General features: G+C 74.1%; 25 protein-coding genes, 5 tRNA genes and 1 pseudogene. 15 read left to right on the top strand and 16 right to left on the bottom strand.

What is annotated here, in order from left to right:
- Positions 1-17 precede the first annotated feature (17 nt).
- Positions 18-341: a hypothetical protein gene (locus OHA30_RS30370; RefSeq protein WP_328917068.1), complete on the bottom strand. Its 324-nt coding sequence runs from the start codon at positions 339-341 to the stop codon at positions 18-20.
- A 147-nt stretch (positions 342-488) separates the two neighbouring features.
- Positions 489-1,007, bottom strand: a complete 519-nt coding sequence (locus OHA30_RS30365) for a hypothetical protein (RefSeq protein ID WP_328917067.1) — start codon at positions 1,005-1,007, stop codon at positions 489-491.
- A 201-nt stretch (positions 1,008-1,208) separates the two neighbouring features.
- Between OHA30_RS30365 and OHA30_RS30360 the strand changes: the two genes are divergently transcribed.
- On the top strand, positions 1,209-1,730 hold the full coding sequence (locus OHA30_RS30360; RefSeq protein ID WP_328917066.1) for a DsbA family protein: 522 nt from the start codon (positions 1,209-1,211) through the stop codon (positions 1,728-1,730).
- Positions 1,731-1,752: 22 nt separating this feature from the next.
- Here the strand turns inward: OHA30_RS30360 and OHA30_RS30355 are convergent, their stop codons facing one another.
- From OHA30_RS30355 to OHA30_RS30345, 3 genes are all read right to left on the bottom strand, one after another.
- Positions 1,753-2,574 carry a GNAT family N-acetyltransferase gene (locus OHA30_RS30355; protein WP_328917065.1) on the bottom strand — a complete coding sequence of 274 codons (822 nt, stop codon included), beginning with the start codon at positions 2,572-2,574 and terminating at the stop codon, positions 1,753-1,755.
- 221 nt (positions 2,575-2,795) lie between these two features.
- A complete protein-coding gene (locus OHA30_RS30350) occupies positions 2,796-3,617 on the bottom strand; it encodes an aminotransferase class IV (RefSeq protein WP_328917064.1) in 822 nt (273 codons plus the stop codon).
- Complete coding sequence (locus OHA30_RS30345; protein WP_405786031.1) at positions 3,614-4,759, bottom strand: chorismate-binding protein; 1,146 nt, start codon at positions 4,757-4,759, stop codon at positions 3,614-3,616. The genes OHA30_RS30350 and OHA30_RS30345 overlap by 4 nt, the downstream gene beginning before the upstream one ends.
- A 215-nt stretch (positions 4,760-4,974) precedes the next feature.
- On the opposite strand from OHA30_RS30345, the gene OHA30_RS30340 reads away from it, so the two are divergent.
- The 5 genes from OHA30_RS30340 (at position 4,975) to OHA30_RS30320 (ending at position 5,442) form a co-directional block, all read left to right on the top strand.
- Positions 4,975-5,047 (top strand) — tRNA-Gly (locus tag OHA30_RS30340).
- A 35-nt stretch (positions 5,048-5,082) separates the two neighbouring features.
- Positions 5,083-5,156 (top strand) — tRNA-Cys (locus OHA30_RS30335).
- A 1-nt stretch (position 5,157) separates the two neighbouring features.
- A tRNA-Val gene (locus tag OHA30_RS30330) sits at positions 5,158-5,229 on the top strand.
- 31 nt (positions 5,230-5,260) lie between these two features.
- A tRNA-Val gene (locus tag OHA30_RS30325) sits at positions 5,261-5,332 on the top strand.
- Between the two features lie 38 nt (positions 5,333-5,370).
- Positions 5,371-5,442: transfer RNA gene (locus tag OHA30_RS30320), tRNA-Val, on the top strand.
- A 358-nt stretch (positions 5,443-5,800) separates the two neighbouring features.
- Here the strand turns inward: OHA30_RS30320 and OHA30_RS30315 are convergent.
- Together OHA30_RS30315 and OHA30_RS30310 are read right to left on the bottom strand one after the other, a co-directional pair.
- The gene (locus OHA30_RS30315) at positions 5,801-5,977 is read right to left on the bottom strand and encodes a hypothetical protein (RefSeq protein WP_328917063.1); all 177 of its coding nucleotides are present in this window, start codon (positions 5,975-5,977) and stop codon (positions 5,801-5,803) included.
- A 368-nt stretch (positions 5,978-6,345) separates the two neighbouring features.
- Complete coding sequence (locus tag OHA30_RS30310) at positions 6,346-6,579, bottom strand: hypothetical protein (RefSeq protein WP_328917062.1); 234 nt, start codon at positions 6,577-6,579, stop codon at positions 6,346-6,348.
- A 232-nt stretch (positions 6,580-6,811) separates the two neighbouring features.
- Between OHA30_RS30310 and OHA30_RS30305 the strand changes: the two genes are divergently transcribed.
- The 4 genes and pseudogenes from OHA30_RS30305 to OHA30_RS30285 form a co-directional block, all read left to right on the top strand.
- Positions 6,812-8,158, top strand: a complete 1,347-nt coding sequence (locus OHA30_RS30305) for a protein kinase domain-containing protein (protein ID WP_328917061.1) — start codon at positions 6,812-6,814, stop codon at positions 8,156-8,158.
- 223 nt (positions 8,159-8,381) lie between these two features.
- Entirely contained in the window at positions 8,382-9,629 is a 1,248-nt protein-coding gene (locus OHA30_RS30300) for an acyl-CoA dehydrogenase family protein (protein ID WP_328917060.1), read from the top strand.
- Positions 9,626-10,774, top strand: a complete 1,149-nt coding sequence (locus OHA30_RS30295) for an acyl-CoA dehydrogenase family protein (RefSeq protein ID WP_328917059.1) — start codon at positions 9,626-9,628, stop codon at positions 10,772-10,774. Before OHA30_RS30300 ends, OHA30_RS30295 begins: the two co-directional genes overlap by 4 nt.
- Positions 10,775-11,034: 260 nt before the next feature.
- A pseudogene (locus OHA30_RS30285) lies at positions 11,035-11,379 on the top strand (response regulator transcription factor); the annotation flags it as partial.
- On the opposite strand, the gene OHA30_RS30280 reads toward OHA30_RS30285, so the two are convergent.
- Both OHA30_RS30280 and cobA read right to left on the bottom strand, forming a co-directional pair.
- Positions 11,307-12,161, bottom strand: coding sequence for a TrmH family RNA methyltransferase (locus tag OHA30_RS30280; RefSeq protein WP_328917058.1), 855 nt, complete (start codon positions 12,159-12,161; stop codon positions 11,307-11,309). The pseudogene OHA30_RS30285 and the gene OHA30_RS30280 sit on opposite strands and share 73 nt — an antisense overlap.
- A complete protein-coding gene (cobA, locus tag OHA30_RS30275; protein ID WP_328917057.1) occupies positions 12,154-13,431 on the bottom strand; it encodes a uroporphyrinogen-III C-methyltransferase in 1,278 nt (425 codons plus the stop codon). The genes OHA30_RS30280 and cobA overlap by 8 nt, the downstream gene beginning before the upstream one ends.
- A 256-nt stretch (positions 13,432-13,687) precedes the next feature.
- Between cobA and OHA30_RS30270 the strand changes: the two genes are divergently transcribed.
- Complete coding sequence (locus OHA30_RS30270; RefSeq protein ID WP_328917056.1) at positions 13,688-13,948, top strand: type II toxin-antitoxin system Phd/YefM family antitoxin; 261 nt, start codon at positions 13,688-13,690, stop codon at positions 13,946-13,948.
- The gene (locus OHA30_RS30265; RefSeq protein WP_328917055.1) at positions 13,945-14,190 is read left to right on the top strand and encodes a type II toxin-antitoxin system RelE family toxin; all 246 of its coding nucleotides are present in this window, start codon (positions 13,945-13,947) and stop codon (positions 14,188-14,190) included. Before OHA30_RS30270 ends, OHA30_RS30265 begins: the two co-directional genes overlap by 4 nt.
- Before the next feature lie 587 nt (positions 14,191-14,777).
- Here the strand turns inward: OHA30_RS30265 and cobT are convergent.
- The 3 genes from cobT to OHA30_RS30250 all read right to left on the bottom strand — a co-directional run bounded on the left by cobT (position 14,778) and on the right by OHA30_RS30250 (position 20,659).
- Positions 14,778-18,368 (bottom strand): nicotinate-nucleotide--dimethylbenzimidazole phosphoribosyltransferase, encoded by a 3,591-nt coding sequence (gene cobT / locus OHA30_RS30260; protein WP_328917054.1) that lies wholly within the window; start codon positions 18,366-18,368, stop codon positions 14,778-14,780.
- 316 nt (positions 18,369-18,684) lie between these two features.
- Entirely contained in the window at positions 18,685-19,911 is a 1,227-nt protein-coding gene (cbiE, locus tag OHA30_RS30255; protein WP_328917053.1) for a precorrin-6y C5,15-methyltransferase (decarboxylating) subunit CbiE, read from the bottom strand.
- A gap of 91 nt (positions 19,912-20,002) precedes the next feature.
- Positions 20,003-20,659, bottom strand: a complete 657-nt coding sequence (locus tag OHA30_RS30250; RefSeq protein ID WP_328917052.1) for a GNAT family N-acetyltransferase — start codon at positions 20,657-20,659, stop codon at positions 20,003-20,005.
- 218 nt (positions 20,660-20,877) lie between these two features.
- Between OHA30_RS30250 and OHA30_RS30245 the strand changes: the two genes are divergently transcribed.
- Positions 20,878-21,645 (top strand): class I SAM-dependent methyltransferase, encoded by a 768-nt coding sequence (locus OHA30_RS30245; protein WP_328917051.1) that lies wholly within the window; start codon positions 20,878-20,880, stop codon positions 21,643-21,645.
- Positions 21,646-21,719: 74 nt separating this feature from the next.
- On the opposite strand, the gene OHA30_RS30240 is transcribed toward OHA30_RS30245, so the two are convergent.
- From OHA30_RS30240 to OHA30_RS30230, 3 genes are all read right to left on the bottom strand, one after another.
- The gene (locus OHA30_RS30240) at positions 21,720-22,577 is read right to left on the bottom strand and encodes a MetQ/NlpA family ABC transporter substrate-binding protein (RefSeq protein WP_328917050.1); all 858 of its coding nucleotides are present in this window, start codon (positions 22,575-22,577) and stop codon (positions 21,720-21,722) included.
- Positions 22,578-22,712: 135 nt separating this feature from the next.
- Positions 22,713-23,426, bottom strand: a complete 714-nt coding sequence (locus tag OHA30_RS30235; RefSeq protein ID WP_328917049.1) for a methionine ABC transporter permease — start codon at positions 23,424-23,426, stop codon at positions 22,713-22,715.
- Positions 23,423-24,478, bottom strand: coding sequence for a methionine ABC transporter ATP-binding protein (locus tag OHA30_RS30230; RefSeq protein ID WP_328917048.1), 1,056 nt, complete (start codon positions 24,476-24,478; stop codon positions 23,423-23,425). The genes OHA30_RS30235 and OHA30_RS30230 overlap by 4 nt, the downstream gene beginning before the upstream one ends.
- A gap of 436 nt (positions 24,479-24,914) precedes the next feature.
- Between OHA30_RS30230 and OHA30_RS30225 the strand changes: the two genes are divergently transcribed.
- Positions 24,915-25,283 (top strand): hypothetical protein, encoded by a 369-nt coding sequence (locus tag OHA30_RS30225; protein ID WP_328917047.1) that lies wholly within the window; start codon positions 24,915-24,917, stop codon positions 25,281-25,283.
- The gene (locus OHA30_RS30220) at positions 25,276-25,800 is read left to right on the top strand and encodes a hypothetical protein (protein WP_328917046.1); all 525 of its coding nucleotides are present in this window, start codon (positions 25,276-25,278) and stop codon (positions 25,798-25,800) included. The genes OHA30_RS30225 and OHA30_RS30220 overlap by 8 nt, the downstream gene beginning before the upstream one ends.
- Positions 25,801-25,926: 126 nt before the next feature.
- On the opposite strand, the gene OHA30_RS30215 is transcribed toward OHA30_RS30220, so the two are convergent.
- Entirely contained in the window at positions 25,927-26,436 is a 510-nt protein-coding gene (locus OHA30_RS30215; RefSeq protein ID WP_328917045.1) for a GNAT family N-acetyltransferase, read from the bottom strand.
- Positions 26,437-26,523 lie beyond the last annotated feature (87 nt).

Raw genomic sequence — 26,523 nt, 5'->3', positions numbered from 1 at the left:
GCCGCACGACCCGCCCCTCACACGAACAGCAGGTCCCACGCCGCTCCCCCACCGATCAGCCCGCCGACCACGCACAGGAAGAGCATCAGCGGCGGCTGCGACAGCGCGTACAGACACCCCTTGGCCTCCTCCAGCGGAGATTCCGCTTCCGGTACGGGCCGGGCCTCCGGTACGGGCGCGGCGACCCGTACGGGGGCCTTCGCCGGTAAGGAAACGGGGGCCACGACGGGCCCGGCGGCGGGTGGTCGGCGCGGGGGGCCGATGACGGCGAGGGCGGAGACGGGCGGTTCGGCACGGTCCGGCCGCGGAGGGGCGAGACGTTCCCCGTGGGTGGGCAGCACAGCCCGATGATCGCGCAGCGCGGGACCGCTCGTGGCCCAACACGCGGACTTCACAAGGGCGTTTACCCATGTCTCGGATGCCGGGACCGACTTGCGCGAACGGCGGTTTTACGGTTCGGGCCCGCGCGAACGAGCGGCCGCGGCGGCTCAGATACCGCGGCGCTTCAAGATCTCCTCGACGTCCGCGAAGTCCGACAGACCGCTGTCGGAGGCCGCCTTGCGCCGCCCCGATCCCCGGCCCGCCGTGATCGCCGCGGCGGACCCGCCGGACGCCGCGGCCGGGGCCCGCCTGCCTTCCGCTTCGCCCCGGCTCCGGCCCCCGACCGAAGCGCCCGCACCCGAGCCCGCGCCCGGGCCGCCCGAAGCCTCCTCGCCCCGCTTGCGGCGGCCGAAGAGCCGGGTGACGCCGTAGAGCAGCGCCGAACAGGCGAGGACACCGAAGCCGGTCCACACCGTCGGCTTGAAGATCAGATCGGCCGACCAGTCGCCGACCGCCGTGGCGATCTTGCGGCCGAGGGTGACCAGGCCCGCCATCGCCAGGCCGACCGGCAGCAGGGCGAGCGCGGCCATCCGGGTGGCCGCGAGATAGCGGCGGCGGTAGGCGGTCAGCACGGCGACGGCCAGCCCGGCCGCCGACAGGGCGGCACAGAGGGTCGTGGTCAGCATGCTGCGGCTCCTGCGGCGAAGGCCGGCCCCGCGCGGTCCTGCCGGGACCGTGCGGGGTTCTGGTGCCTCCATCGTGCCTCGCCCGCGCCGCGGGGGCCACGGTCCCCGGCCTGGTTCCGGGGGATATCGGGGTGAAGTCGGGGGTCTCTCCTCCCCGAGTGGGACGTCCTGAGGCGGATTCCCAGGTGGGAGAATGATCGTATGACTCCCCCCGCTCCCCCCGTCGTCCTCGAAGTCTGGTGCGAGTTGCAGTGCCCGGACTGCCGGACCGCCCTCGCCGACCTGCGGGCGCTGCGCGCGCGGTACGGCGACGCGCTCGACATCCAGCTGCGGCACTTCCCGCTGGAGAAGCACAAGCACGCGCTGGCGGCGGCCGAGGCGTACGAGGAGGCGTACGCCCAGGGCAGCGGCTGGCCGTACGCGGAGGCGGTGCTCGACCGGGTCGAGGAACTGGCCCGGCGCGGGCAGCCGGTGCTGGTGGAGGTGGCCAGGGAGCTGGATCTGGACGCGGACGAGGTGGACACCGCGCTCATCGACGGCCGTCATCTGCTGGTGGTCGACTCCGACCAGGCCGAGGGCAGGGCGATCGGGGTCACCGGCACCCCGACGTACGTCATCGCCGGGACACTGCTCGACGGCTCCAAGAACCAGGACGGGCTGCGCGAGCGCATCGAGGAGATCGCCGACCGGCTGCTGGCGCCGAAGGAAGACCCCATGGCGTGAGCGGGCGGAGCTCCGGGGCCGCTCAGAGCAGCGGCTTGGCGAAGTGCCGCAGGGTCGTCCGATAGCCCAGCGACTCGTACAGCCGCAGCGCCGGGGTGTTGGCGGTGAGGACGTTCAGGCCGAGGGTGGTGGCTCCGGCGGCGCGGCAGGTGTTCTCGGCGCCGAGCATCAGGGTGCGGCCGTGGCCATGGCCCCGGTGGGCCGCCTCGACCCGGACCGAGAACACCCACGGCCGGTCGCCGACGCGCACCCAGAGCCGGCCGACGGTGACGCCGTCGTGGTCGAGCGCGAGCAGCGCGGTGCCGGGGGTGTCCCGGCCGTCGGGGAGCACGTCGGCGAAGGCGGTGGCCTGACGGGCCTCGGCCTCGTCACGGGGGATGCCGCAGTCGACGAGGAGGGCGGTGAACGTCTCGGCCTCCTCGGCCCGCCACGGCTCGTACTCGTCCTCGGTGAGCGGGCGCAGGACGCTGCCCGGCGGCAGCGGGTGCGGGCCGGCGTCCAGGTCCTTGAGCATGTGGCGGTTTCGTTCCAGGTAGCCGAGGGAGACCGCGAGCCGCAGGGCGTACTCGGCCTCGGCCGGGACGGACGCCTCCACGCGCGCGCAGCCCCACAGCCGCAGCACCTCCTCGGCGGCGAGCGCGGCGACGGCGCCACGGCCGCGCCGCCGGTCGGGCTCCTGCACGGCGAGCGCCTCGATCCGGCCGACGGACGGGCCCAGCTTCGGGTCGACGCGCAGCTCGACACCGCCGACCGGGCGGCTGTTGACGCAGACGGTGTACGCGCGGGAGCGGCCGCCGTCGGCGGCGCGCAGCTCGGGTCCGTCGGGTCGCAGGGTCGTCGTCATGGTCGCGCTCCCGGGGTCGTCACCGCGCTGCTCATGTGCCGTTGTACCGCGTAAGGGCGGTCCGGGGCAGGCCGGTTGGCGCTTTGGCGCCCGCGCGGGCGACTCCGTGGCCCACCGGGCGGCTCGCGGTGACGGCACCGGGCCGCGCGGGTCCGGTGCCGCAGCGGGATACGGCGGCCGCGCCCCTCCTGTGGGCGGCGGGCTACAGAGAACGGCCGCGCCTACGGGTTCGGGTCCGCTGCCGCGCGCTCGGCGAAGATCCGCAGCGCCTTCGCGGTGACCGGGCCCGGCGCTCCGGGCAGTTCGCGGCCGTCCACCCGGTGCACGGCCTGGACGTCGCGCAGGCTGGAGGTCAGGAAGATCTCCTCGGCCTCGGCCAGCGCCTTCATCGGCAGGTCGGCCTCCTGGGCGCCCGCCCAGTCCACGACGAGTTCGCGGGTGATGCCCGCCAGGCAGCCGGAGGCCAGCGGCGGGGTGAGCAGCCGGCCGTCGATGACCACGAAGACATTCGACCCCGTGCCCTCGCACAGCCGCCCCTGCGTGTTGGCGAACAGCGCCTCGCTGGCGCCGCTCTCGTGCGCCCGGGCCAGGGCGACGACGTTCTCGCCGTAGGAGGTGGTCTTGAGCCCGGCGAGCGCGCCCTTCTCGTTACGGGTCCACGGCACGGTGACGACCGCGGTGGTGTCCGGCCGTACGGTCGCCGTCCCCGGGGCGACGACCAGGGTGGCCCCGGCGTTCCCCCGGTCGGAGCCGAGCGGCGACAGACCGCCGGTGTAGGTGATGCGCAGCCGCCCGTACGGCATCGGGTTGGCGGCAAGGACGGCCTCGCAGGCGCGGGCAACCTCGTCCAGGTCCGGGTCCGGCAGGCCGAGACCGCGGGCCGAGCGGCCCAGCCGGGCGAGGTGGCGGGTGAGCGCGAAGGCCCGGCCGTCCACGGTCTTGAGCGTCTCGAAGACACCGTCGCCGACCGTCAGCCCGTGGTCGAAGACCGAAACCGTGGCGTCCTCGGTGTCCCGCAGTCCGCCGTCCACCCAGATGCTCACCGCGACATCCTTCCGTTCGTCCCCCGGCCGCCCGCGTACGCGTCCGCGCCGGTCGGATCCGCACCGCCGGAGTCCCGGCGGCTCGTGCCCTGCACTTCCGACGCTACAGCCAGCAGCCGCGCGGCCTTCAACTCGGTCTCCGCCCACTCGCCGGCCGGGTCGGAGCCCCAGGTGATCCCGGCGCCGGTGCCGAAGCGCAGCAGCGGCCGGCCGGGGTCGGCCCGGTCGATCCAGAACGTCCTTATGCCGACGGCGAGTTCGGCGGTCCGCCGGTCGGCGTCGACCCAGCCGACCGCGCCGCAGTACGGTCCGCGGGCGGCCGTCTCCAGCTCGTCGATGACCGCCAGGGCGCTGGATTTCGGCGCGCCGGTGACCGAGCCGGGCGGGAAGGCGGCGTCGAACAGGGCGGGCCAGCCGGCGCCGGGGCGCAGCTCGCCGCGGACGGTGGAGACCAGGTGGACCAGTCCGGGGTGCGGCTCGACCGCGCACAGGGCGGGCACGGTGACCGAACCGGTGGCGCAGACCCGGCCCAGGTCGTTGCGCACGAGGTCGACGATCATCACGTTCTCGGCGTGGTCCTTGTCGAGGAAGCCGTCGGCGGTGCGGGCGGTGCCCTTGATCGGGCCGGAGTCGACGGTGTCGCCGTCGCGGCTCAGGAAGAGTTCGGGCGAGGCGGTGGCGACCTCGACGCCGTGCGCGGGCAGGCGGATCGTTCCGGCGTAGGGGGCGGGGTTGCCGAGGGCCAGTGCGGCGGCGAGCGCGTCGATGTCGGCGCCGCCGGGTCCGGTCTCGCGCGTGGCCGCCGGGAGCGGCGCGGTCAGCACCCGGCAGAGGTTGACCTGGTAGACGTCGCCGGCCGCGATGCGCGCGCGGATGGTCCGTACCCCGGCCTCGTACGCGTGCCGGTCCATCGAGGTGGTCCAGGCGCTCGGGTCGGGGCCGTGCCAGCGGGCCGCGCGGGCGGCGGTGTCGTCGGCCCCGAGCGGTGTACGGCGGAGCCGGCCGAAGCGGGCGCAGACCGTACGGCCCTCGAAGTCGGCGCAGACCGCCCAGAAGCCCTCGGAGTCGAGTGCGGCGACATCGTCGGTGACATCCCGCAGGTCGGAGGCGACGAGGGGGCCGAAGCGGGCCATGGGGGCCATGGGGGCGAGGTCGCGCACGGTGCTTCCCTGGTGGAGGTGAGAGGGCCGGGGCCGAGTCTAGGCGGGGCCCCACGGCGGGGCTCGGCGGCCGCTCACCGGTCAACTGCCTGTCATTGGCCCGGCACGCTGCGGAAACCGGTTTTTGAGCTGGCCCGGGAATCCGCTAGAGTTCAACCCGTCGCCGAGGAACGTGAGGAACGTTACGAGGCGCGACTGCGGACGTGGCTCAGTTGGTAGAGCATCACCTTGCCAAGGTGAGGGTCGCGAGTTCGAATCTCGTCGTCCGCTCGATGTGGGGGATCTTCCCGAACCCCCGCTGTGTTGGTGGAGTGGCCGAGAGGCGAGGCAACGGCCTGCAAAGCCGTCTACACGGGTTCAAATCCCGTCTCCACCTCCAAGGACGATTAGCTCAGCGGGAGAGCGCTTCCCTGACACGGAAGAGGTCACTGGTTCAATCCCAGTATCGTCCACTGGGCCCGTGAGGGCCCTGGCAGGAATCCCGCGCGATTAGCTCAGCGGGAGAGCGCTTCCCTGACACGGAAGAGGTCACTGGTTCAATCCCAGTATCGCGCACGCGGCACAGGAACCATCGGTACCACCAGCACCACCGAGGACGATTAGCTCAGCGGGAGAGCGCTTCCCTGACACGGAAGAGGTCACTGGTTCAATCCCAGTATCGTCCACAGCACATCGAGGGCCGGAAGCGATCAGCTTCCGGCCCTCGGTCGTGTGCGGGGCGGGGAGGCAGCGACGGCGCGGGGGTCGGCGGGGGCGCGGCGACGGCGCGGGCGGGGCCCAAGCGGCGGGTCCGAAGCCGGGCGCGCGGCCCGCGAGCGGCGGCCGGGAGACGCGCCCGCGGCCGGCAGCCCGGCGGCCCGGGCAAACGCCCCCGCGCCCGCTCAGGCCCGCGCCGGGCAAGCGTAATGCCCGGGTATCAGCTGATACCCGGGCAACCGCAGTCGTCCGCCTTACCCCCGTCCCCACGGGGTGATACCGGGTTGTCCCCGGCCCGGACCGCTCTTCCGGGCCTGGAGCCTCATGTCAGCGCCCCAACAGGCCGGCCACGGACGACGCTTGAGTGACCACCGCGTCCACCCCGCCGAAGAAATAGGCGAGCAGTGCGGCGAGCGGCAGCGCCATGGCCACCGCCACCAGCGGATGCCGGGTGCCCGGCGTACGGCTGTCGGCACGCGGGGTGCGGATCAGCGTGTTCGCCATGACGTGCTCCGGAGTCTGCTGTGGTCAGGTCTCGTTGTGAACTTGTGCGTGGTGAAGCCGGTATGTGGTGAAGCCGGTGCGCGCCGCGCCCGTACGCCCTGCTGCTCTCGTACGGCCGGGTGCGGTGGTCTTGGGGGCGGCGGACGCTTGACCTCGGGGGACGAGTACTTCGCCCGCCGCTTGACCTCAACACTAGGTGCGGCCGCCATCCCGGTCGTCAGACCCTCGTACCCCTTTGCGGGCCTCCCGGAGGATGACGGCGACGCCTTCCGGATACTCCCCTGGGTGGAGGTCGGCCCCCGGGCTCTGAGGGTCATCCCCGAGAGGCGCCCACCGGACCGTACGGAGGGCGGTCCTGCCGTACGGGCTCAGCCCGCCTGTCCGACCTCCCGGGGGACGGGCTGCTCCACCAGCGCGAGCACCCGGGTGGCCATGAAGCGGGCCGTACGGACCACCGCGCCGGTCCTGGTGACCTCGCTCACCTCGACCACACCGCGCCGCACGGCCGTCTCCACCCTGCGGCCGGCTCGGGTGGCGATCACCTCATAGGTGCGGGTGGTGTCCCCCGCGTCGACGACTATCTCCACACGATCACCCTTCACGGCGTCACTTCCCTTTGGCAGAAGGTCCGTTGGCGAAAAAGGCGGCTTCGACCCGGTTCCCGGGCCCGCTCACCCTCCTTCAGAATCCCATCCGGCACTGACAATTCGCGGTGCGACGCCTGCGGGCCTTCAGCGCGTACGGGGACTTGAGTCCGTAAGCTGTGGGCGGCCGACCGGCCAGGCAGCGGAGTGGGGCCCTCCCCCACCACCGGAGGTAGGGGACGGACAGAACATGGCGATGATGCGGCTCCGGCGCGAGGATCCGCGGGTCGTCGGCGCGTTCCGGCTGCACCGCCGGCTGGGCGCGGGCGGCATGGGCGTGGTCTACCTGGGCGCGGACAAGCGCGGCCAGCGGGTGGCGCTCAAGGTGATCAGGCCGGAGCTGGCCGAGGACCAGGAGTTCCGGTCCCGGTTCGCCCGCGAGGTGTCCGCGGCCCGCCGTATCCGCGGTGGCTGTACGGCCCGGCTGGTGGCCGCCGACCTGGAGGCCGAACGCCCCTGGTTCGCCACGCAGTACGTACCCGGTCCCTCACTGCACGACAAGGTCGCCGAGCGCGGGGTGCTGCCGGCCGCCGAGGTCGCCACGATCGGCGCGGCGCTCGCCGAGGGCCTGGTCGCGGTGCACGAGGCCGGGGTGGTCCACCGCGACCTCAAGCCGTCGAACATCCTGCTGTCGCCCAAGGGTCCGCGCATCATCGACTTCGGCATCGCCTGGGCGACCGGCGCCAGCACGCTCACCCACGTGGGGACGGCCGTCGGCTCGCCCGGCTTCCTCGCGCCCGAGCAGGTGCGGGGGGCCGCGGTCACCCCGGCCACCGACGTCTTCGCCTTCGGCGCGACCCTCGCCTATGCGGCGACCGCGGACTCGCCCTTCGGACAGGGCAGTTCCGAGGTGATGCTCTACCGGGTCGTGCACGAGGAACCGGATCTCGCGGGCGTGCCGGACGCGCTGGCCCCCCTGGTCTACGCGTGTCTCGCCAAGGACCCCGAGGAGCGGCCGAGCACGGTCCAGCTCTCGGAACGGCTCTCCGAGATCGCGGCCCGCGAGGCGCGCGGCATCGGGGCGCCGAGGCGCGAGGCCATCCCCAAGGCGGCGGGCCCCCGGCCGGAGCGCCCCACCGGGCGGCGCGCGGAGGAGTACGTACGGCAGCAGACCGAGCGGCGGCCGGGACCGGCGTCCGGCACCTCGGGGCCGGTCACGGGCGGACGGTCGGGGGCGCGTACGGCGCCGGGGTCACGTACGGGGTCGCGCACGCCGGTGCCGCGGCCCGCGGGCGGGCGGGGGCCGCACGACCGGGGTTCGCACGATCGGGGGTCGCACCCCGGGGTCTCGCACACGGGAAGCTCGCACACCGGCGGTTCGCACCCTGGGGGGCGTACGCCCGCGCGCGGTTCCTCGGCGGGTCGCCGCCCCTCGGCCGGGCGGCGGTTGCTGCGGCAGCGGATCTTCGTCTTCGTGATCGTGACGGTGCTGGCGGCCGTGTGCATCGCCGCGCTCCAGGGGTGCCACCGCTTCAACGGCGGGCTGCGCGGCCCGGCGGGTGTCGTCCGGGTGATCACGCCACCGCCGTCCGCGTAGCCGCCCGGCCCGACGGGCGCGGGCGGGTTCCGGGCTCCTCACGTACAGCGCGGGGTGGTGTCGGGCCTGTCCGTACGGCCCGGGGTCTCGCACGTCCGCCGTACGGTTCCGGCCGCCGCTCCCCCGGGAATCCCCCGCCGGGTGCTGGCGTGTCCAAGGGTGGCTCCGTTATGTTACTAAGCGCTCGCTTAGATGCCTGGGCCCCAAGGGGAGGACGCGGCGTATGACGAGGACCACCGCGAGGGACGACGGGACCGGCGCGGAGGAGGTGCGCCGCCGGGTGCGGGCGCTCCTTGACGCGCACGATCCCTCGGGCGGCGATCCGCTGGACTTCCTGCGGGCCCGTTTCGACGCGGGCCTGGCGTGGGTGCACTTCCCCGAAGGGCTCGGCGGCCTCGGTGCTCCGCGCGCCCTCCAGGCCGTGGTGGACGCGGAGTTGGCGGCCGCGGGGGCGCCGGACAACGACCCGCGCCGGATCGGCATCGGCCTCGGCATGGCCGCGCCCACGATCCTTCGTTACGGCACGGAGGCGCAGAAGGCCCGCTTTCTGCGCCCGCTGTGGACCGGCGAGGAGGTCTGGTGCCAGCTGTTCAGCGAGCCGGGCGCGGGCTCGGACCTCGCGGGGCTGCGGACCAGGGCCGTACGCGAAGGCGGCGGCAGCGGAGAGGGCGACGGCGGCGGAGGGGGCGGCGGCGACTGGATCGTGGACGGCCAGAAGGTGTGGACCTCCAGCGCCCACAACGCCCGCTGGGCGATCCTCATCGCCCGTACCGACCCGGACGTCCCCAAGCACCAGGGCATCACCTACTTCGTCTGCGACATGACCGACCCCGGGGTCGAGGTGCGGCCGCTGCGGCAGATCACCGGTGAGGCGGAGTTCAACGAGGTCTTTCTGACCGGCGTCCGTATCCCCGACGCGCACCGGCTCGGCGCGGTCGGCGACGGCTGGCGGGTCGCGCAGGCCACCTTGATGAACGAGCGCGTCGCGATCGGCGGCATGGTCACGCCCCGCGAGGGCGGCATGATCGGCCCGGTCGCCGCGACCTGGCGGGCGCGGCCCGAGCTGCGGACGTCCGAGCTGCACGACCGGCTGCTGGGCCTGTGGGTCGAGGCCGAGGTGGCCAGGCTCGGCGCCGAGCGCGTACGCCAGCAGCTCGCCGTCGGCGCGCCGGGGCCCGAGGGCTCGGGTCTGAAACTGACCTTCGCCCGGCTCAACCAGCGGATCAGCGGCCTGGAGGTCGAACTCCTCGGCGAGGACGGCCTGCGCTACGGCGACTGGACGATGGTCCGCCCGGAGAGCGTCGACTTCTACGGGCGCGACGCGGGCTACCGCTATCTGCGGGCGAAGGGCAACTCGATCGAGGGCGGTACGTCGGAGATCCTGCGCAACATCGTGGCCGAACGGGTGCTCGGGCTGCCGTCGGAACCCCGTACCGACAAGGACGTCGCCTGGAAGGACCTCCCGCGATGAATCTGCTGTACACGGAGGTGGAGGACGATCTGCGGGCGGCCGTCCGCGCGGTACTCGCCGACCGCTGCCCGCCGTCGGCGGTGCTCGGCCGGGTGGAGAGCGACACGCCGTACGACCCGGAGCTGTGGCGGACGCTGGCCGTCGAACTCGGCCTGGCCGGGCTGCTCGTGCCCGAGAAGCTCGGCGGGCAGGGGGCGTCCGCGCGGGAAGTGGCCGTCGTGCTGGAGGAGTTGGGCGCGGCGGTGGCGCCCGTGCCGCTCCTCGGCAGCGCGGTGCTGGCCACGTCGGCGCTGCTCGGGTGCGATGTGGGGGACGCCGGGGTGGCCGCGCTCCTCGGGCGGCTCGCGGCGGGGACGGTCACGGGGGCGCTGGCCGTACCGCTGTCTGCGGTGCCCGGCGCGTTCCCCGGGGGAGCCTCTGCCGGCTCTTCCGGCTCTACCGGCTCTGCCGGCGTACGGGCGGACGCGGACGGGTGGCTGACCGGGCGCGTGACGAGCGTCGCGGACGCGTTCGCCGCCGATGTGCTGGTGGTGCCCGCGCTCGGGCCTGACGGACCCGCGCTCTACGAGGTGGCCACGGCCGATGCCCGGGTCGAGCGGGTGGTGTCGCTCGACCTGACCCGGCCGCTCGCTGACGTCACCTTCGCCGGTCCCGGCCGACGGCTGCCGGGTGACGCGGTGGCCGCGCTGGACCGGGCGCTGCTGGTGGGGGCCGGGCTGCTGGCCTCAGAACAGCTCGGGGTGGCGCAGTGGTGCCTCGACGAGACGGTCCGCTACCTCGGGGAGCGGCACCAGTTCGGGCGCGTGGTGGGGTCGTTCCAGGCGCTCAAGCACCGGCTGGCCGATGTGTGGGTCGAGGTCGTCTCCGCGCGGGCGGCCGCGCGGGATGCCGCCGACGCGCTCGCCTCCGGCGAGGCGGCGGGTACGGAGGCGCGCGTCGCGGTGGCGGTGGCCCAGGCGTACGTGGCGGGGGTCGCCGTGCGGGCGGCGGAGGAGGGGGTGCAGCTGCACGGCGGGATCGGGATGACGTGGGAGCACCCGCTGCACCTGTATCTGAAGCGGGCGAAGGCGGACGAGATCGCCCTCGGCACCCCGGCCCACCACCGCGCCGCCCTCGCCCCCCTGGTGAACCTCCCCCCGGCGTAGGCGGGCGGACCCGCGCCGGGCGGGCCGCCCCTCGGCAAGCGGCCCGCCCGCCGCCGGGCGCTCAGGTCCGGGCGGCTCGCGATCATGTTCAGCAGCGTGGACCTGCCGCTGCCGGAGGGCCCGAGCACGGCCGGCGCCTCCCCCGCGCGGACGTCGAGCGGCAGCCCGTCCAGCGCGGCCGGACCGTCGTCGTATCTCTTGCTCACTTCGCGGATCTCGATGATCGGCGTGGTCACGCGGTTCCTCCCGGCGCTGCGGCGGTACGCGCCGGGGACGCGCTGCCGGCCCCCGCGATCACCCGGCGCCCGGTCGAGCGCTTCGCGGACCGTACCGGGGGCGGCGCGGCCCCGCACCGCGACCTGGCCACGCCCACCCCGCGCGAACGCGAAGTGCTCCATCTGCCGGTCAGGGGGCTGAGCAACGCCGAACTCGCGGCGGCCTTCGGGCTCAGCGAGGCGACCGTGAAGACGTGTGTGGCCCGGATTCCGGCGAAGCTGCGGCGGCGCGACCGCGCCCAGGCGGTGGTCGTCGCCTACGAGACCGGGCTGGTCACTCCCGGCTCGCCCGCCCCCGGTGCCGGGGGCGCCGCGACCGACATCGCGTAGAAGGAGACCGCCGCCGCGGCGGCCACGTTCAGGGAGTCGATCGCGTGCGACATCGGGATGCGCAGGCGGGTGTCGGCGGCGTCCTGGGCGCGTGTGGTCAGGCCGGTGCCCTCGGCGCCCAGCAGGAGGGCGAGACGCGGCGGCGGGGTGAAGGCGGTGAGGTCGGCGGCGTCCTCGGCCGGGGTCAGCGCGAGGACCTGGAAGCCGGCCGCGCGCACGACGGTGGCGAGGTCGCCGGGCCACACGGCGAGGCGGGCGTACGGCACGGAGAAGACCGCGCCCATCGAGACCTTCACCGAACGCCGGTAGAGCGGGTCGGCGCAGTCCGGCGAGAGCAGCACCGCGTCCATTCCCAGGGCGGCCGCGCTGCGGAAGATCGCGCCGATGTTGGTGTGGTCGTTGACCGCTTCCATGACCGCGACCCGGCGGGCCCCGGCGAGGAGTTCGGCCGGGGTGGGCAGCGGCTTGCGTGCCATGGCGGCGAGGGCGCCTCGGTGCACGTGGTAGCCGGTGACCTTCTCGGCGAGGACGGGGTCGACGGCGTAGACGGGCGCGGTCGCCGCCTCGATCACGTCCCGCATCGGGTCGGTCCACTTGGCGGAGAGCAGCATGGACCGCATGCCGTAACCGGCGGCCAGGGCGCGGCGGATGACCTTCTCGCCCTCGGCGATGAACAGGCCCTCGGCGGGTTCGCGGCGGCGGCGCAGTTCGACGTCGGTGAGGTCGGTGTAGTCGGTCAGGCGGGGGTCGGCGGGGTCGTCGATCGGGGTGAGGTCAGCCACGGTCGGTCTCCGGACGGCCGGTTGCGGGCACTCCGGCCGCGAACGTGCTCCCGAACGCGCCTCCGACGCCGACGACGTCGCCGATGACGATGACGGCGGGCGGGCGTACGCCTTCGTCGACGACCGTGCGCGCGACGGTCGCCAGCGTGGCGTCGACCCTGCGCTGCGCGGCCGTGGTGCCCTCCTGGACGACGGCGACCGGGGTGGCGGCGTCCCGGCCGCCGGCCACCAGGCTCTCCGCGATGGCGCCGATCCGCTCGACGGCCATCAGCAGCACGAGGGTGCCGCGCAGCCGGGCGAGTGCGTCCCAGTCGACCAGGGAACGCGGGTCGCCGGGCGCGACATGCCCGCTGACCACGGTGAACTCATGGGCGACGCCCCGGTGGGTGACCGGGATCCCGGCCGCGCCCGGCACGCTGATGGCGCTGGAGATACCGGGGACGACGGTGACGAGGACGCCGGCGGCGGCCAGCGCCTCGGCCTCCTCCATGCCGCGTCCGAAGACGTAGGGGTCGCCGCCCTTGAGTCGGACGACCGCCTTGCCGGCCTTGGCGTGCTCGATCAGCGCGGAGTTGATGGCCTCCTGGGCCATCGCCCGGCCGTACGGGATCTTCGCCGCGTCGATCACCTCGACGTGCGGGGGCAGTTCGTCCAGCAGGTCGCGCGGGCCGAGGCGGTCGGCGATCACCACGTCGGCCTCGGCGAGGAGCCTGCGGCCGCGGACGGTGATCAGGTCGGGGTCGCCGGGGCCGCCGCCGACCAGGGCGACGCCGGCGGTACGGGTGCGGTGGTGGGGGGCGACGAGGGTGCCGTCGCGCAGCCCCTCGACCACGGCGTCGCGTACGGCGGCCGAGCGGCGTGGGTCCCGGCCGGTGAGCACGGCGACGGTGACGCCTTCCGTACGGCCGGTCGCCGGGGTCCAGGCGGTGGCCGCGTCGGCGTCGTCGCTGCGGACGCACCACACGCGGTGGGTCTCGGCCTCGGCGGAGGCGGCGGCGTTCGCGGCGGGGTCGGTGGTGGCGATCAGGGCGTACCAGGCGTCGGCGAGGTCACCGGGTTCGTACGGGCGGCGCTCCCAGCGCAGTTCGCCGGCCGTCGCCATGGCCTCGACGGAGGGGGTGGCGGTGGGGGCGATCAGTACGACGTCGGCGCCCGCCGAGAGCAGGGCGGGCAGGCGCCGCTGGGCCACTTGGCCGCCGCCGAGGACGACGACCCGCCGTCCGGCGAGGCGCAGTCCGACGGGGTAGGCGGGCGCGTCTTGACGGTCCATGCGGGTGGGTTCTCCTCGGCGGTCGCGGGGCGCCGCCGCGGCGGCTCTCCCCAAGGTCAGCCCCTCACTCTACGTCGCCCCGATCCCCGGTCCCGCGCGTGGCCGCGTCCCGCTGCGGTGGTCCGGTCCGTGCGGGGTCACGTAGTTCGGCCGGGCACTCCGGCGGCCGATGGGGGCGGGCGACTTGGGTGTCGCCTTCTCGGTCCGCCGCGTTTTGGAGAGACGGGTATGTGCACACTTCGGTAAGGTGGTGTGCATGACCGAGTTGACCTATTCGATCGTGGAAGCCCGCGCCCGGCTGGGCGCCATCGCGCGCGAGGTCAGCGCCACCCGTGAGCCGGTCGCGATCACCGACCACGGGCATACCGTCGCGATACTGGTCAGCCCTGCCGATGCCCTGGAACTTCAGGAGCTGCGGGCGCTGGCCGCCTACCGGGCGCGCCAGGCCCGGGGCGACGACGTCGGCGTCCCGCACGAGGAGGCGTACCGTCGCATCTTCGGCGGCGATGCGGCGTGACGTACGAGATCATCTGGGAGCCCGAGGCTCTCGCCCAGGCTGAGCGGTTCGCCAAGGAAGACCCCGCCGGGGTGCGGCAGGTGTTCACCGCCGTCGACCATCTCGCCGACGACCCCAGGCCCGACGGCGCCTTCGGCAGCGCCGATGTGCTGCGCATTCACGTCGGTGTCTACCGCGTGATGTACGAGATCAGTGACCAGCAGGTCCGCGTCAGCGTGATCCACCTCGGGCGCGTGCGCTGAGCAGCGTCCCGCTGCGGTGGCGGGGGTGGGTGGGGGACGTCCCCCACCGGGCCCCGCTGTCCGGGCAGGCGCACACCGGACCCACGCGGGGCTTGCGGCCGGTTCGGCACCGCCGAGATGCGCCGCCCCGCGTCCCGCCGCTGCGGCGGGAATGGTGGGGGCCGCCCCCACCGGGCCCCGCTGTCCGGGCAGGCGCACGCCCGACCCACACACCGCCTGCGGCCAGCTCGGCACCGCCGAGATGCGCCGCCCCGCGTCCCACCGCTGCGGCGGGGCTAGGTGGGGGCGGCCCCCCACCGAAGCGTCACCGGCCGGCCAGGGCGCGAGGCAGCCCGCCCGACCCGCGCGGGGCTTGCGGCCAGCTCGGCACCGCCGAGGAGCGCCGTCTCGCGTCCCGCCCGCGGTGGCGAGGGTGGGTGGGGGCGGCCCCCCACCGAAGCGTCACCGGGCGAACCGGACGCGAGGCAGCCCGCCCGACTCGCGCGGCGGTTGCGGCCGGTTCGGCACCGCCGAGGAGCGCCGTCTCGCGTCCCACCGCTGCGGCGGGGGTGGGTGGGGGCGGCCACACACCTACCGGGGCGGGGGCGTCAGGGTTTTTCGGTGACGCCTGCCGCGTCGAATGTGGCGACCTCGTGCATGACGCGGGCCGCGCTCTGGACCAGGGGGAGGGCGAGAAGCGCGCCCGTGCCCTCGCCGAGGCGCAGATCGAGGTCGATCAGCGGGCGCAGGCCGAGCGTCGTGAGGGCCGCGACATGGCCGGGCTCCGCGCTGCGGTGCCCGGCGATGCACGCCGCCAGTACCTCCGGCGCGATCGCGCGAGCCACCAGCGCCGCCGCCCCCGCGCTGACCCCGTCGAGGATGACCGGCGTGCGCAACGCCGCCGCCCCGAGCAACAGCCCCACCATCGCCGCGTGTTCGAGCCCGCCGATCGCGGTGAGGACGGCGATCGGGTCCGCCGGGTCGGGCCGGTGGAGTTCGAGCGCGCGCCGGACCACCTCGATCTTGCGCGCGTGCATCTCGTCGTTGATGCCCGTGCCGCGCCCGGTGACCTCTGCCGGGTCGACCCCGGTGTAGACGGCGATCAGCGCCGCGGACGTCGTCGTGTTGGCGATGCCCATCTCCCCGGTGAGCAGCGCCCTGTTCCCCGCCGCGACGAGATCGCGCGCGGTCTCGATGCCCACCTCGATGGCCCGCAGGGCCTCCTCGCGGGTCATCGCCGGCCCCACCGTGAAGTCGGCCGTGCCCGCCCGTACCTTGCGCGGCAGCAGCCCCGGCGTACTGGGCAGTTCGGAGGCGACGCCGACGTCGATGACGCACACCTCCGCGCCGACCTGGTTGGCGAACGCGTTGCAGACCGCGCCCCCGCCCAGGAAGTTCGCGACCATCTGCGCGGTGACCTCCTGCGGCCACGCGGTGACGCCCTGGGCGTGCACCCCGTGGTCACCGGCGAAGATCGCCACCGCCGCGGGCTCGGGGATCGGCGGCGGGCACTCCCGGGAGAGCCCGCTGAGCTGCGCGGAGATGATCTCCAGCATGCCCAGCGCGCCGGCCGGCTTGGTCATCCGCTTCTGCCGCTCCCACGCCTCGCCGAGCGCCTTCGCGTCCAGCGGGCGGATGCCGCGCAGCGTCTCGTCGAGCAGGTCGTGCGGCTCCTCGCCGGGCAGCGCCCGGTTGCCGTACTCCTCCTCGTGGACGACCCAGGACAGCGGCCGCCGCTGCGACCAGCCCGCCTGCGTCAACTCCGGCTCGTCCGGGAACTCGTCGACGTACCCGACGCACAGGTAGGCGACGACCTCCAGGTGCTCGGGCAGTCCGAGCGCCTCGACCATCTGCCGCTCGTCGAAGAAGCTGACCCAGCCGACGCCCAGACCCTCCGCGCGGGCGGCGAGCCACAGGTTCTCCACGGCGAGCGCCGAGGAGTACGGGGCCATCTGCGGCTGGGTGTGCCGGCCGAGGGTGTGCCGGCCGCCGCGGGTCGGGTCGGCGGTGACGACGATGTTGACCGGTGTGTCGAGGATCGCCTCGATCTTGAGCTCGCGGAACTGCCGGGCCCGGCCCTTGGGCAGCGACTTGGCGTACGCCTCGCGCTGGAGCATGGCCAGCTCGTGCATCTTCTCGCGGGTCTTCTCGGAGCGGATCACGACGAAGTCCCACGGCTGCGAGTGCCCGACGCTCGGCGCGGTGTGCGCCGCCTCCAGCACGCGCAGCAGCACGTCGTGCGGGATCGGGTCGGAACGGAAGCCGTTGCGGATGTCCCGGCGCTCCCGGATCACCCGGTGCACGGCGTCCCGTACGGCGGGCTCGTACGCCTCGGCCGCCGCGGTCGGCTGCGGGTCCGCCTCGGCGGCGGGCTGCTCCGGCGCGGCCTCGACGACCGGGGCCTCGGGGGCGACGACGGGCTGTGCGGCCTCGACGGGCTCGACGGCGGGCGTGCCGCGGCGCCTGCCCCGGCGGGGCTTGGCGGGAGCGGGCTCCTCGGCGACGGGCGCGACGGCCTCGGGCGCGACCGGCACGGGGGCCTCGGGCACCACGACGGCCTCGACGGGCGCGGCCTCGACCACGGGCGGTACGGCGACGGCCTCCGGAGCAGCGGCGACCACGGGGGCCACCGGAGTCACGGCCTCGGGCGCCGCCGGAGCTGCCGCCGCCTCCGCGATCACGGGCACGGCCGGCGCCGTCGGCGCGTCAACGCCCGGCGCGGGAACGGCCTCGGCCACGACCGGCACGGCGGCCTCGGGCACTGCGGCGGCTTCGGGCGCGGGCGCTACGGGCGCCTCCACGGCCTCGGGCACGTCCACCACCGGGGCCACCGGAGCCACCGGCTCCACCGCGTCCGCCGCCGGAGCGGGCTCCGCCACCGGGACGGCCTCGGGCGCGGCGGCGAGGGCGGCCGCCTCCCCCGACACGTCCACCGGCTCGGCGACGGGCACCACAGCGGCCACGGGCTCGGCCGGTTCTGCAACAACTGCGGGTACGTCCGCCACCGGCTCGGCGACGGCGGCCGGAGCGGCGACGGCCACCGGAGCGACGGGGGCGGCCGCCACCTCAAGGCCCACCCCGCCTTCCAGCGCGGCACCGCCCTCCAGGGCCGTGCCGACCTCGGCGGCCGGGGCCTCGTGGACCTCGGCCTCCGGCACGCCGTTCGCCGGAGCGTCGGCGGGCTCGTACTCGGCCGCCCCTTCACCGGGGCCGAACCGCGGCTCCTGCGCCGGGACGAACTGCGGCCCCTCGGCGGCCGGGTACGCGGCCGCCACCGGGACCTGCGGCACGGAGGGCTCGGCCGGGGAAGCCTCGACCGGCGCCGCCGTGAACTCCTGCACCGGAGCCGCGACCTGAGCCACGTCCGGAGCCGCGACGGGCGCCACGGCGGCCGCCTCCACCGGAGCCTCAGCCGGAGCCTGCACGGCCTCCGGCACGACGTCCGGCACCGGCTCCGCCACGAACTCCCGTACCGGCGTGGCCTGCTGCTGCGCCGGAATCACACTGTCCGCGTGCGGGATCAGGGACTGCTGGGAGACCCCGCCGGACGCGGCCGGCCACGCGCTGCCGGCAGCCGGGGCCCCGCCCGCGTCACCGGTCTGCTGCGCGGGGATGACGCCCGTGTCGCCGCGCGGCCCGTCGAGGTATTCGGGGCCCGAGACGGACGGAACCGAGGCGGTCACGGCCGGGCCGCGGTCGGCGAGGGAACGTACCGAGACACCGCCGCTGGGGGTGTCGGAGACGGGCGGGCCCAGGTGCAGCGGGCGCCGGGGAGCGGGCGCGGGAGCCGGCTGGCCGACGGCGGACGCGGGCTGCTGGTCGGCCGGTTCGCCGCTCTCGGGGACCGGCGGCAGGTCGTAGCGCTGCGGCGGCACCGGCTGCGGGTCGCTCCAGGTGCCCTGCGGGCCGGGCATGAGCAGGACGTCGTCCTCGTCGTCGATGCCCGCGCCGGGCGGAGCGGGGTGGTCGAGGTACGCGTAACCGGGCACCTCGGCGGAGGGGTCGATGCCCCAGCCGGGCTGCTGCGGCACACCGATCGCGCCGGGTACGCCCGGTACACCGGAGCCGTCGGCCACACCGGGTACACCAGGTCCGCCGAGTACGCCGTTGCCGGGAAGGTCGGTGTGCGGCTGGAGAACCGCTTCGCCGACTCCGTTCTCCGGTAGCCCCTCGCCGGGGATCTGACCGGTGTCCGTCATGCGTGCCCCTCGCCCATCGGTTTCGCTCCTTCCAGCCGCTGTGCCACGCACAGCCCGACCCCCACCAACAAGAACGAGCGTGCCGGGGATGCGGCACGTCGGGCGCCGGGCGTCCGTACAGCTCGACGCTCCGTCAACGCACGACGACGGCACAACGATCCGTCAGCCTACCCCCCGACCGGCCGCCGTCAGGCCCGTAGTCCGCACCTCGGGACGTATCTCACACCGCCTGCTACGACACCGTCTCCACCAGCGGAAACGTGCTCCCCACCGGTCTCGTCGGGCGGGCTGGACAGCCGGGATCGACCATGGACGGTCAGCGGCGGGTGGCACACAGCGCGAAGGTCACCGAGCGTTCGCGCTCGGCCCATTCGGCGTCCAGTTCGACGGATTGCAGCAGGGCGCGCTCGACGTCGTAACCGCCTTCCGTCAGCGCCCTGCTGACCGCCTCGGCCCGGTCTCGGGTGGCGGCGGTGGTCACGATCCGCTCGGGGCGGCGGGCCGCGCAAGCGGCGGCGATCGCGGGGTCGGCGCGGCCGATCCGGATCACATCGGGCTCGGGGAGGTCGTCCAGGACCTCGGGCGCGGTCCCGTGCACGACGTGGAGTTGGACGCCGGTCCGGCGTGCGGTGGCGGTGATCCAGTCGCAGGCGTCGGCGTCGCGGTCGACGGCGATGACCGCGGCGCCGAAGCGGGCCGCCTCGACGGCGACGGCGCCGTCGGCCGCGCCGATGTCCCAGACCAGGTCGCCGGTGCGCGGGCCGAGCCGGGCCAGCAGATAGGCGCGCACCTGGGCGGGCAGGTCGCCGCCGTACTCGGAGGAGGGCAGCGCCCAGCCGCGTACGCGTCCGGGGAAGCCGGGGTCGCGGCCGGCGATCCAGCCGCCCCCGCGCTCGGCCGGCGCGACCCCGAGAGCGGCCACACCACGCCCGGCCGAGGTGGTGCCGCCGACGACGAGTACGACATTGGGGTCGCGCCAGATGTGGTCGGCGACCTTGTCGGAGGTCAGTACGGTGACCTGCTCGCGCTCGGTGCCCAGCGCCTCGCAGATGACGAAGGTGCGGTGGACTCCGGTGAGCAGCAGGGCGAGTTCGGCCGGGCCGGCGCCGGGCGCGGTGAGGACGGCGACCTTGGGGTGGGCCCGGCAGACGTTGACGGCGCGGCGCAGGGTGCGGCTCTGGGCGACGACCACCCGGGCGTCGTCCCAGGGCATCCCGGCGCGGGCGAAGGCGCGGGCGACGGCGGAGACACCGGGGACGACCTCGACCTCCAGGCCGAGTTCGGGTTCGCGCAGCGCGCGGACCACGCCGAAGAAGCCGGGGTCGCCGTCGGCGAGCACGACCGCGCTGCCGCGGTGCTTGGCGATCCGGCGGGCGGCGATGTCGATGCTGCCGAGGACGATGTGCTCGGCGCCCTCGGGGACGTAGGGCAGGGCGAGGTGGCGCCGGGTGCCGGCCACCAGGGTCGCGGCGCTGAGCGCGGCTCGGGCTGTGTCGGACGGAGGTGAGCCGTCCCATCCGATCACGGTGACCCGGTCGGCCATCGTCGTCTGCCTCCATGGCGTGTGCGCGTGTGCGCGTGTGCGGTGGGGGTGAGAACACTAGCCCGCTCGGCCGATCGGCGCCCGGGCGAGGTCAGCGCCAGTCGGCGTAGGCGCTGTGGCCGCTGTAGTTGTCGTACGCCTCGTTGCCCGCGCCGTGCGCCGAGCCGTCGTCGAGGTCTTCCGGCAGCAGGCTCCACACCAGCAGGTCGGCGCGGATCTCGGCCCAGCGCCCGTCCTCGGTCTGGCTGCGGACGATGCCCGCGTTGCGCAGCACTCCCTCGCTGACGCAGCCGATCTTCTGGGCGACCTGCTGGGAGGCGGTGTTGTCGGCGGCCGTGCGCAGCTCGATCCGTTCGAAGCCCTGGTGGGTGAAGAGCCAGCGGGCCACCGCGAGCACCGATTCGCAGGCGTAGCCCTCGCCGCGGGCCCAGGTGGCGGTGAGGTAGCCGATCTCGGTACCGCGGATCCGCCAGTCGGTGTGCTGGAGCTGCACGGTGCCGACCAGCCGCTGGGTGAGGAATTCGGTGACGGCCAGCACGAGGCCGCGGCCCCGGTCGCGTTCGGCGGGCGCGGTCCTGGTGACGAACTCGCGGGCGTCGGCCGTGGTGTACGGATGGGGCCCGGCGGTCCACGCGGTGACCAGCTCGTCGTTCATCATCTCCGCGAGCGCGGGGATGTCGGCCTCCTCGTACGCGCGCAGCACCAGCCGCTCCGTACTGATCGTGACGTCCGGAAAGGTGGAGGTCATTCGCTGCTCCGTAACCAGGGCAAGGATGGAATGCACAGCTTTGGGATCGCACACTTCGGGCTGCCCAGCATGCAGCATCGGGCGCGGCGTCCGCGGGGCAGGGTCCGCCGTGCCCGGCCCGTGGGCGGCCGGGCGGCGAACACCCTTCCAGAGTAGGGGGGATGGCGGTCACGACGGGTATCCGTGGACGTCATCCGATCCTGCTACCGTCAGCCCGCGTGAGAGTGCACCACGCAGCAGGAGTCGGCTATCAGCGGGCCGCGGGGGTCTACGAGCGCTCCCGGCCCTCCTATCCGCTCGCGGCGCTGGCCGCGCTGGCGGACGCGTTGCCCCTTGAGGCGGGCCGTACGGTGGTCGATCTCGGCGCCGGCACCGGCAAGTTCACCCGGCTGCTGGCGCTGACCGGCGCCGAGGTGCTGGCGGTGGAGCCGGTCGCGGAGATGCGCGAGCGGCTGGCGGAGCTGCTGCCGGGGGTACGGGTGACGGCGGGCACGGCGGAGGACACCGGGCTGCCGGGCGGCTGCGCGGACGCGGTGGTGGCGGCGCAGTCCTGGCACTGGTTCGAGGCGGGCGAGGCGCTGGCCGAGGCGGAGCGGCTGCTGCGGCCGGGCGGCGCGCTGGCGCTGGTGTGGAACACGTACGACACGTCGGTGCCGTGGGTGCGGGACTTCCAGGACATCTACTTCCGGCTGGCGCCGCGCGACCTGCCGAGCCCGCTGGACGAGGGCTGGCGCAAGGAGTTCGGCCGGCGTCCGGGCTGGGGCGCGATCGAGGAACGGCACTGGCCCAATCCGCACTCCACGACGGTCGCGGACGTGGTGGAGCGGATGATGTCCTCCAGCCACATAGCCGTGCTGAGCGAGGACGCCCGGGTCCGGGTGCGCTCCGAGGTGGAGTCGGTGCTGGGCGCGCACGGGGCGACCAGCGGCGGCGGCGCGATCGAACTGCCGTACACGACGGATGTGTACTGGGTGCGGTACGGCTGAGGGCCCGCACCTGGTGGTACGGACCCTCAGCGCGCGGGGGTGCCGGGCGGGCGGGGGCGCCGGGCGGGCGGGGATCAGGCGGCGGGGGCGCCGAACGCCGGTATGACCGAGCCCTTGAAGGTGTCCTCGATGAACTGCTTCACCTCGGGCGAGTTGAGCAGGGTGGCGAGCTTCTTGACCCGGGGGTCGTTCTCGTTCCCCTTCTTCACGGCGAGGAAGTTGGCGTAGGGGTTGCCGTCGGCCTTCTCCAGGATCAGCGAGTCCTTGGCGGGGCTGAGACCGGACTGCAGCGCGTAGTTGCCGTTGACCACGCCGGCGTCGACGTCGTCCAGCGAGCGCGGCAGCTGGGCGGCCTCCAGCTCCTTGAACTTCAGGTGCTTGGGGTTGGACGTCACATCGGCGGGGGTCGCGGTCTGGCCGGTGCCGGCCTTGAGCTCGATGAGCCCGTTGTCGGACAGGAGCTTGAGCGCGCGGGCCTCGTTGGTGGTGTCGTTCGGTATGGCCACGTCGGCGCCGTCCTTGAGGTCGCCGATGGTCTTGATCTTGTGCGAGTACAGGCCCAGCGGCTCCAGTTCGACATTCACCACGGGCACGATGTGGGTGCCGTTCTTCTGGTTGAAGTCGTCCAGGTAGGGCTTGTGCTGGAAGAAGTTGGCGCCGACGTCGCCCTGCTCGGTGGCGGTGTTGGGCAGGACGTAGTCGGAGAACTCCTTGACCTGGAGGTCGAGGCCGGCCTTCTTCGCCAGGTGGTCGCGGACGAAGTTCAGGATCTGGGCGTGCGGGGTGGGGCTGGCGGCGACGATCAGCGGGCCGGAGTAGGCGTCCTTGCCGCTGCCGGTGGCCTTGTCCTTGTCGGAGCCGCAGGCTGCGAGGCCGGCGGTGAGCGCTCCCGCGACGAGGACGACGGTGGTGAGTTTGATGGTGTTGCGCACGAAAAGTGCCTCTTTCTTGGACGTGTCGGGTCAGGGAGGGGCGGCCCCGCGGTGTCGCGGAGCGGGACAGGAAAGCCGGGAAGGCCGGGAGCGGACGCGGGAAAGGGCTGAGGGCTGAGGGCTACGGGGAAGGACTCAGGAGGCGGTGGCCGCCGGGCGCAGCAGCCGCAGCCTCGGGGCCGGGCCCGAGCCGCCGCGGCGGGCGGCGATCCGGGCGGCGAGGTCTCCGGCGAGCTGGACTGCGGTGACGATGACGACCAGCACGGCCACGATCACCCACATGAAGCCGGTCTCGAAGCGCTGGTAGCCGTAGCGCAGCGCCAGGTCGCCGAGCCCGCCGCCGCCGACCACCCCGGCCATCGCGGAGTAGCCGATGAGCGCGATGACCGTGGTGGTGGTGCTCGCGATCAGGGACGGCAGCGACTCGGGCAGCAGCACCTTGCGGACCACGGTCCACGTACTGCCGCCCATCGCCCGTACGGCCTCGATCAGCCCGTCGTCCACCTCGCGGACCGCGGTCTCGACCAGCCGGGCGAAGAACGGTATGGCGCCGACGGACAGCGGGACGACGGCGGCCTCCCAGCCGATGGTGGTGCCGACGATCATGCGGGTGAAGGACATCAGCGCGATCATCAGGATCACGAACGGCAGGGAGCGGCCGACGTTCACCACGACGCCGAGCACCCGGTTGACGGCGAGGTTGCGCAGCAGTCCGCCGCGGTCGGTCAGTACGAGCAGGACCCCGATGGGCAGCCCCGCGGCGACGGCGACCGCCGTCGACCACGCGACCATCTTCAGGGTCTCCCCACACGCCTGGGTGAGCAGCGGGTGCATTTGTGCCCAGGTCACTTCGCGGGCTCCCCGATCGGCGCCGCCCGGCCCGGCGCGGACTTCGCCGGGTCGGCCACGTCCACCTGGAGGCCCTGCTCGCGCAGGTAGCCGATGGGCACGACGTTGTCCTCGAAGCGGCCGGGCAGTTCGATCCGCATCCGGCCGATCTGCCGGCCGCCGTAGGTCTCGATGGCGGCGCCGAGGATGGAGATGTCCACGTTGTAGGTGCGGGCCAGCTGCGAGATCACCGGCCGGGTCGCGCTCTCGCCGTGGAAGGTGAGGTCGACCACCGTACGGTCGGGGCCCGAGGCGGTGCCGCCGAGCGGGAAGAGCTCGTCGGCGAGTTCGGAGCCGGGGGTGGCCAGGAGTTCAGCGACGGTGCCGGATTCCACGACGCGTCCGCCTTTCATGAGTGCCGCCGAGTCGCAGACGGTCTTGATGACGTCCATCTCGTGCGTGATGAGCAGTACGGTCAGGCCGAGCCGCCGGTTGAGGTCGCGCAGCAGCGTCAGCACCGAGCGGGTGGTCTCCGGGTCGAGCGCCGAGGTGGCCTCGTCGGAGAGCAGCACCTTGGGGTCGCCGGCCAGCGCGCGGGCGATGCCGACCCGCTGCTTCTGGCCGCCGGACAGCTGGGCGGGGTAGGAGCGGGCCTGCTCGGACAGGCCGACGACGTCGAGGAGTTCCCGGGCCCTGCGGGCGCGCTCGCGGCGGCCGGAGACCCCGAGGATCTCCAGCGGCAGTTCGACGTTCTCCTGCGCGGTGCGCGAGGAGAGCAGATTGAAGTGCTGGAAGACCATGCCGATGCCGGCCCGGGCGGCGCGCAGCGTGGCGGGCGCCCGGTCGCTGTGTCCGGCCAACGCGGTCAGATCGCGGCCGTCGACCTCGACGGTGCCGGAGGTGGGCCGCTCCAGCAGGTTGACGCAGCGGATCAGGGTGCTCTTGCCGGCGCCGCTGCGGCCGACGACGCCGTAGACCTCGCCTTCGCGCACGGTCAGGTCCACCCCGTCCAGGGCGGTGACCTCACGGTCGCGCGAGCGGTAGACCTTTCTCAGGCCGGTGGTGGTGATCACGATGCGTCCATCACTTCTGGGCACACGGCGCGGCGGGGCGACCGTGTACGGGGTGTCTGCGGGGGGGTGCGGCACGCGTCGGCCCGCGGGGGCCGTACGGGAGCCGGTGGCGCGGTGGCGCTCTACCGGGGTTCGTGACGCGGGGGCGGAGCCGCTGTCACACGTGAACGCGGCGCGGGTCTCGCTTCGGGGCGCGAGGCTGCTCGGGGACCCTCGTCAGTCGCACATTCGACACGCACGACGGACACCGGGCGTGGTCGCCTCGGTCGCGCGGCAGCGGCTGCTCGTCGTCGTGGTCATGGTCCCAGTAAACCAGACCCGGCCGTCACGTCCCGCATTCCGGGCGTGCTGTTCATTATGCGGACACAATCGGGGTCCTGGGCCCTCCGCGGGGGCGGGCGGCGAGCGGCCCCGGCGCCCGTAATAAGGTCAGCGCATGCTTGACGCGGTCATCATCACGGTTACCGTCGCGGCGCTGCTGCTCGCGGCGTGGTGCGGCTGGGCGGCGTACAAGGACTCGCCGACCAAGGACTGGCACTTCGTCGGGATGGCCGTGGTCACCCTGGCCGTGGTGGTCCAGCTGGTGATCTCCCTGGTGCAGCTCGCCCACGGCGACCGGCCCGCCCAGGGCATGGCGGTCTTCCTCGCCTATCTGGTCGGCGCCGTCTGCGTGATCCCGGCGGCGGCCTTCATGTCCCTGGCCGAGCGCACCCGCTGGGGTTCGACGATCGTCGCCGCCGGCGGGGTGATCCTGGCCGTGCTGGAGCTGCGGCTGCACGACATCTGGGGAGCGGGACATGGCTGAGGGTACGGCCGACGGGGCGAGCGAGAACGGGGACGTGAGCGTGGCCGGAGACAGCACAGGGGCCGAGGGTTCGGCAGAGGGTTCGGCGCGGGCAGAGGGAACGGGCGGGCCCGCGAAGCTCGGCACCGGCCCGGGACGGCTGCTGCTGTCCCTGTACGGCGTCTTCACGGTGGCCGCGCTGTCCCGCTCGATCGTGCAGATCAGCACCAAATACCACGAAGCACCGCTCGCGTACGTTCTGTCGGCGGTGGCCGGCGTGGTGTACGCGGTGATCACGGTCGCGCTGTGGAAGGGCGGCGAGTCGGCCCGGAAGGTCGCGCTGGTGTGCTGCTCGGCGGAGCTGGTCGGTGTGCTCGCGGTGGGCACCTTGACCCTGGCGGACTCCTCCGCCTTCCCCGACGCGACCGTCTGGTCGGACTTCGGGATCGGCTATGTCTTCCTGCCGCTGGCCCTGCCGATCGCCGGTCTGCTCTGGCTGCGCCGGTCCGCCCGGGAGCGGGCGGGGGCGCGGCCGTAACCGACGGCACCGGCCCGCGCCCGTAAGTGGAGCGGGCACGGGCGGGCGGCGGCGGGTGCCGCCGGGCGCGAGACGAGTGCCGCCGGACGGCCCTGCACAAGGCCGCCCGGCGGATCAGCTCACGGCTCAGGCGGTGGCCGCGTAGGTCTCCGTCTCGACGACGGGCTTTTCCATGTGCACCAGGCTCAGCCGGCGCGTGACGGGCTCGGCGGCGCCCACCTGCTCGTAACCGAGCTTGCGGTACATCCGCAGATTGACCTCGCTGCGGTGGCCGGTGAAGAGCCGGTACCGCTTGGCCTCGGCCTCGGCGGACAGCCGTCCTTCGAGCGCGGCCAGCAACCGGCCGCCCAGGCCGTGCCGTTGGAGCCGGGGGTGGACGATGAGTTTGCCGATCCGGGCGGTGCCGTCGTCGTCGACGGCGCCGCGTACCGATCCGACGACCTCCTGGCCGAGACGGGCCACGAGGACGACGCCGTCGGCGAGTTCGGCCCGCAGCTCGTCCAGGGTCTGGGTGAGCGGCTCGATGGTGTAGTCGCCGTAGAGCTCCGCTTCGCTCTGGTAGCAGAGGTACTGGAGCTTCAGGATCTTCTCGGCGTCACTGTGCTCCGCCGTAGAGATGGTCACGCTCATGCCCATGCGCGCGGGCCTCCCCTTCGAATCCGTCCGGGCAGTTGAGGGTGAGGTGTGCGCCCGGAACGTGTGCCTGAGCGGAGTTGGTGCGGG

This window comes from Streptomyces sp. NBC_00223 (assembly GCF_036199905.1).
Classification (GTDB): domain Bacteria; phylum Actinomycetota; class Actinomycetes; order Streptomycetales; family Streptomycetaceae; genus Actinacidiphila.
Note: the sequence above shows the minus strand (reverse complement) of the source record. Positions and strands in the feature narration are given on the sequence as shown.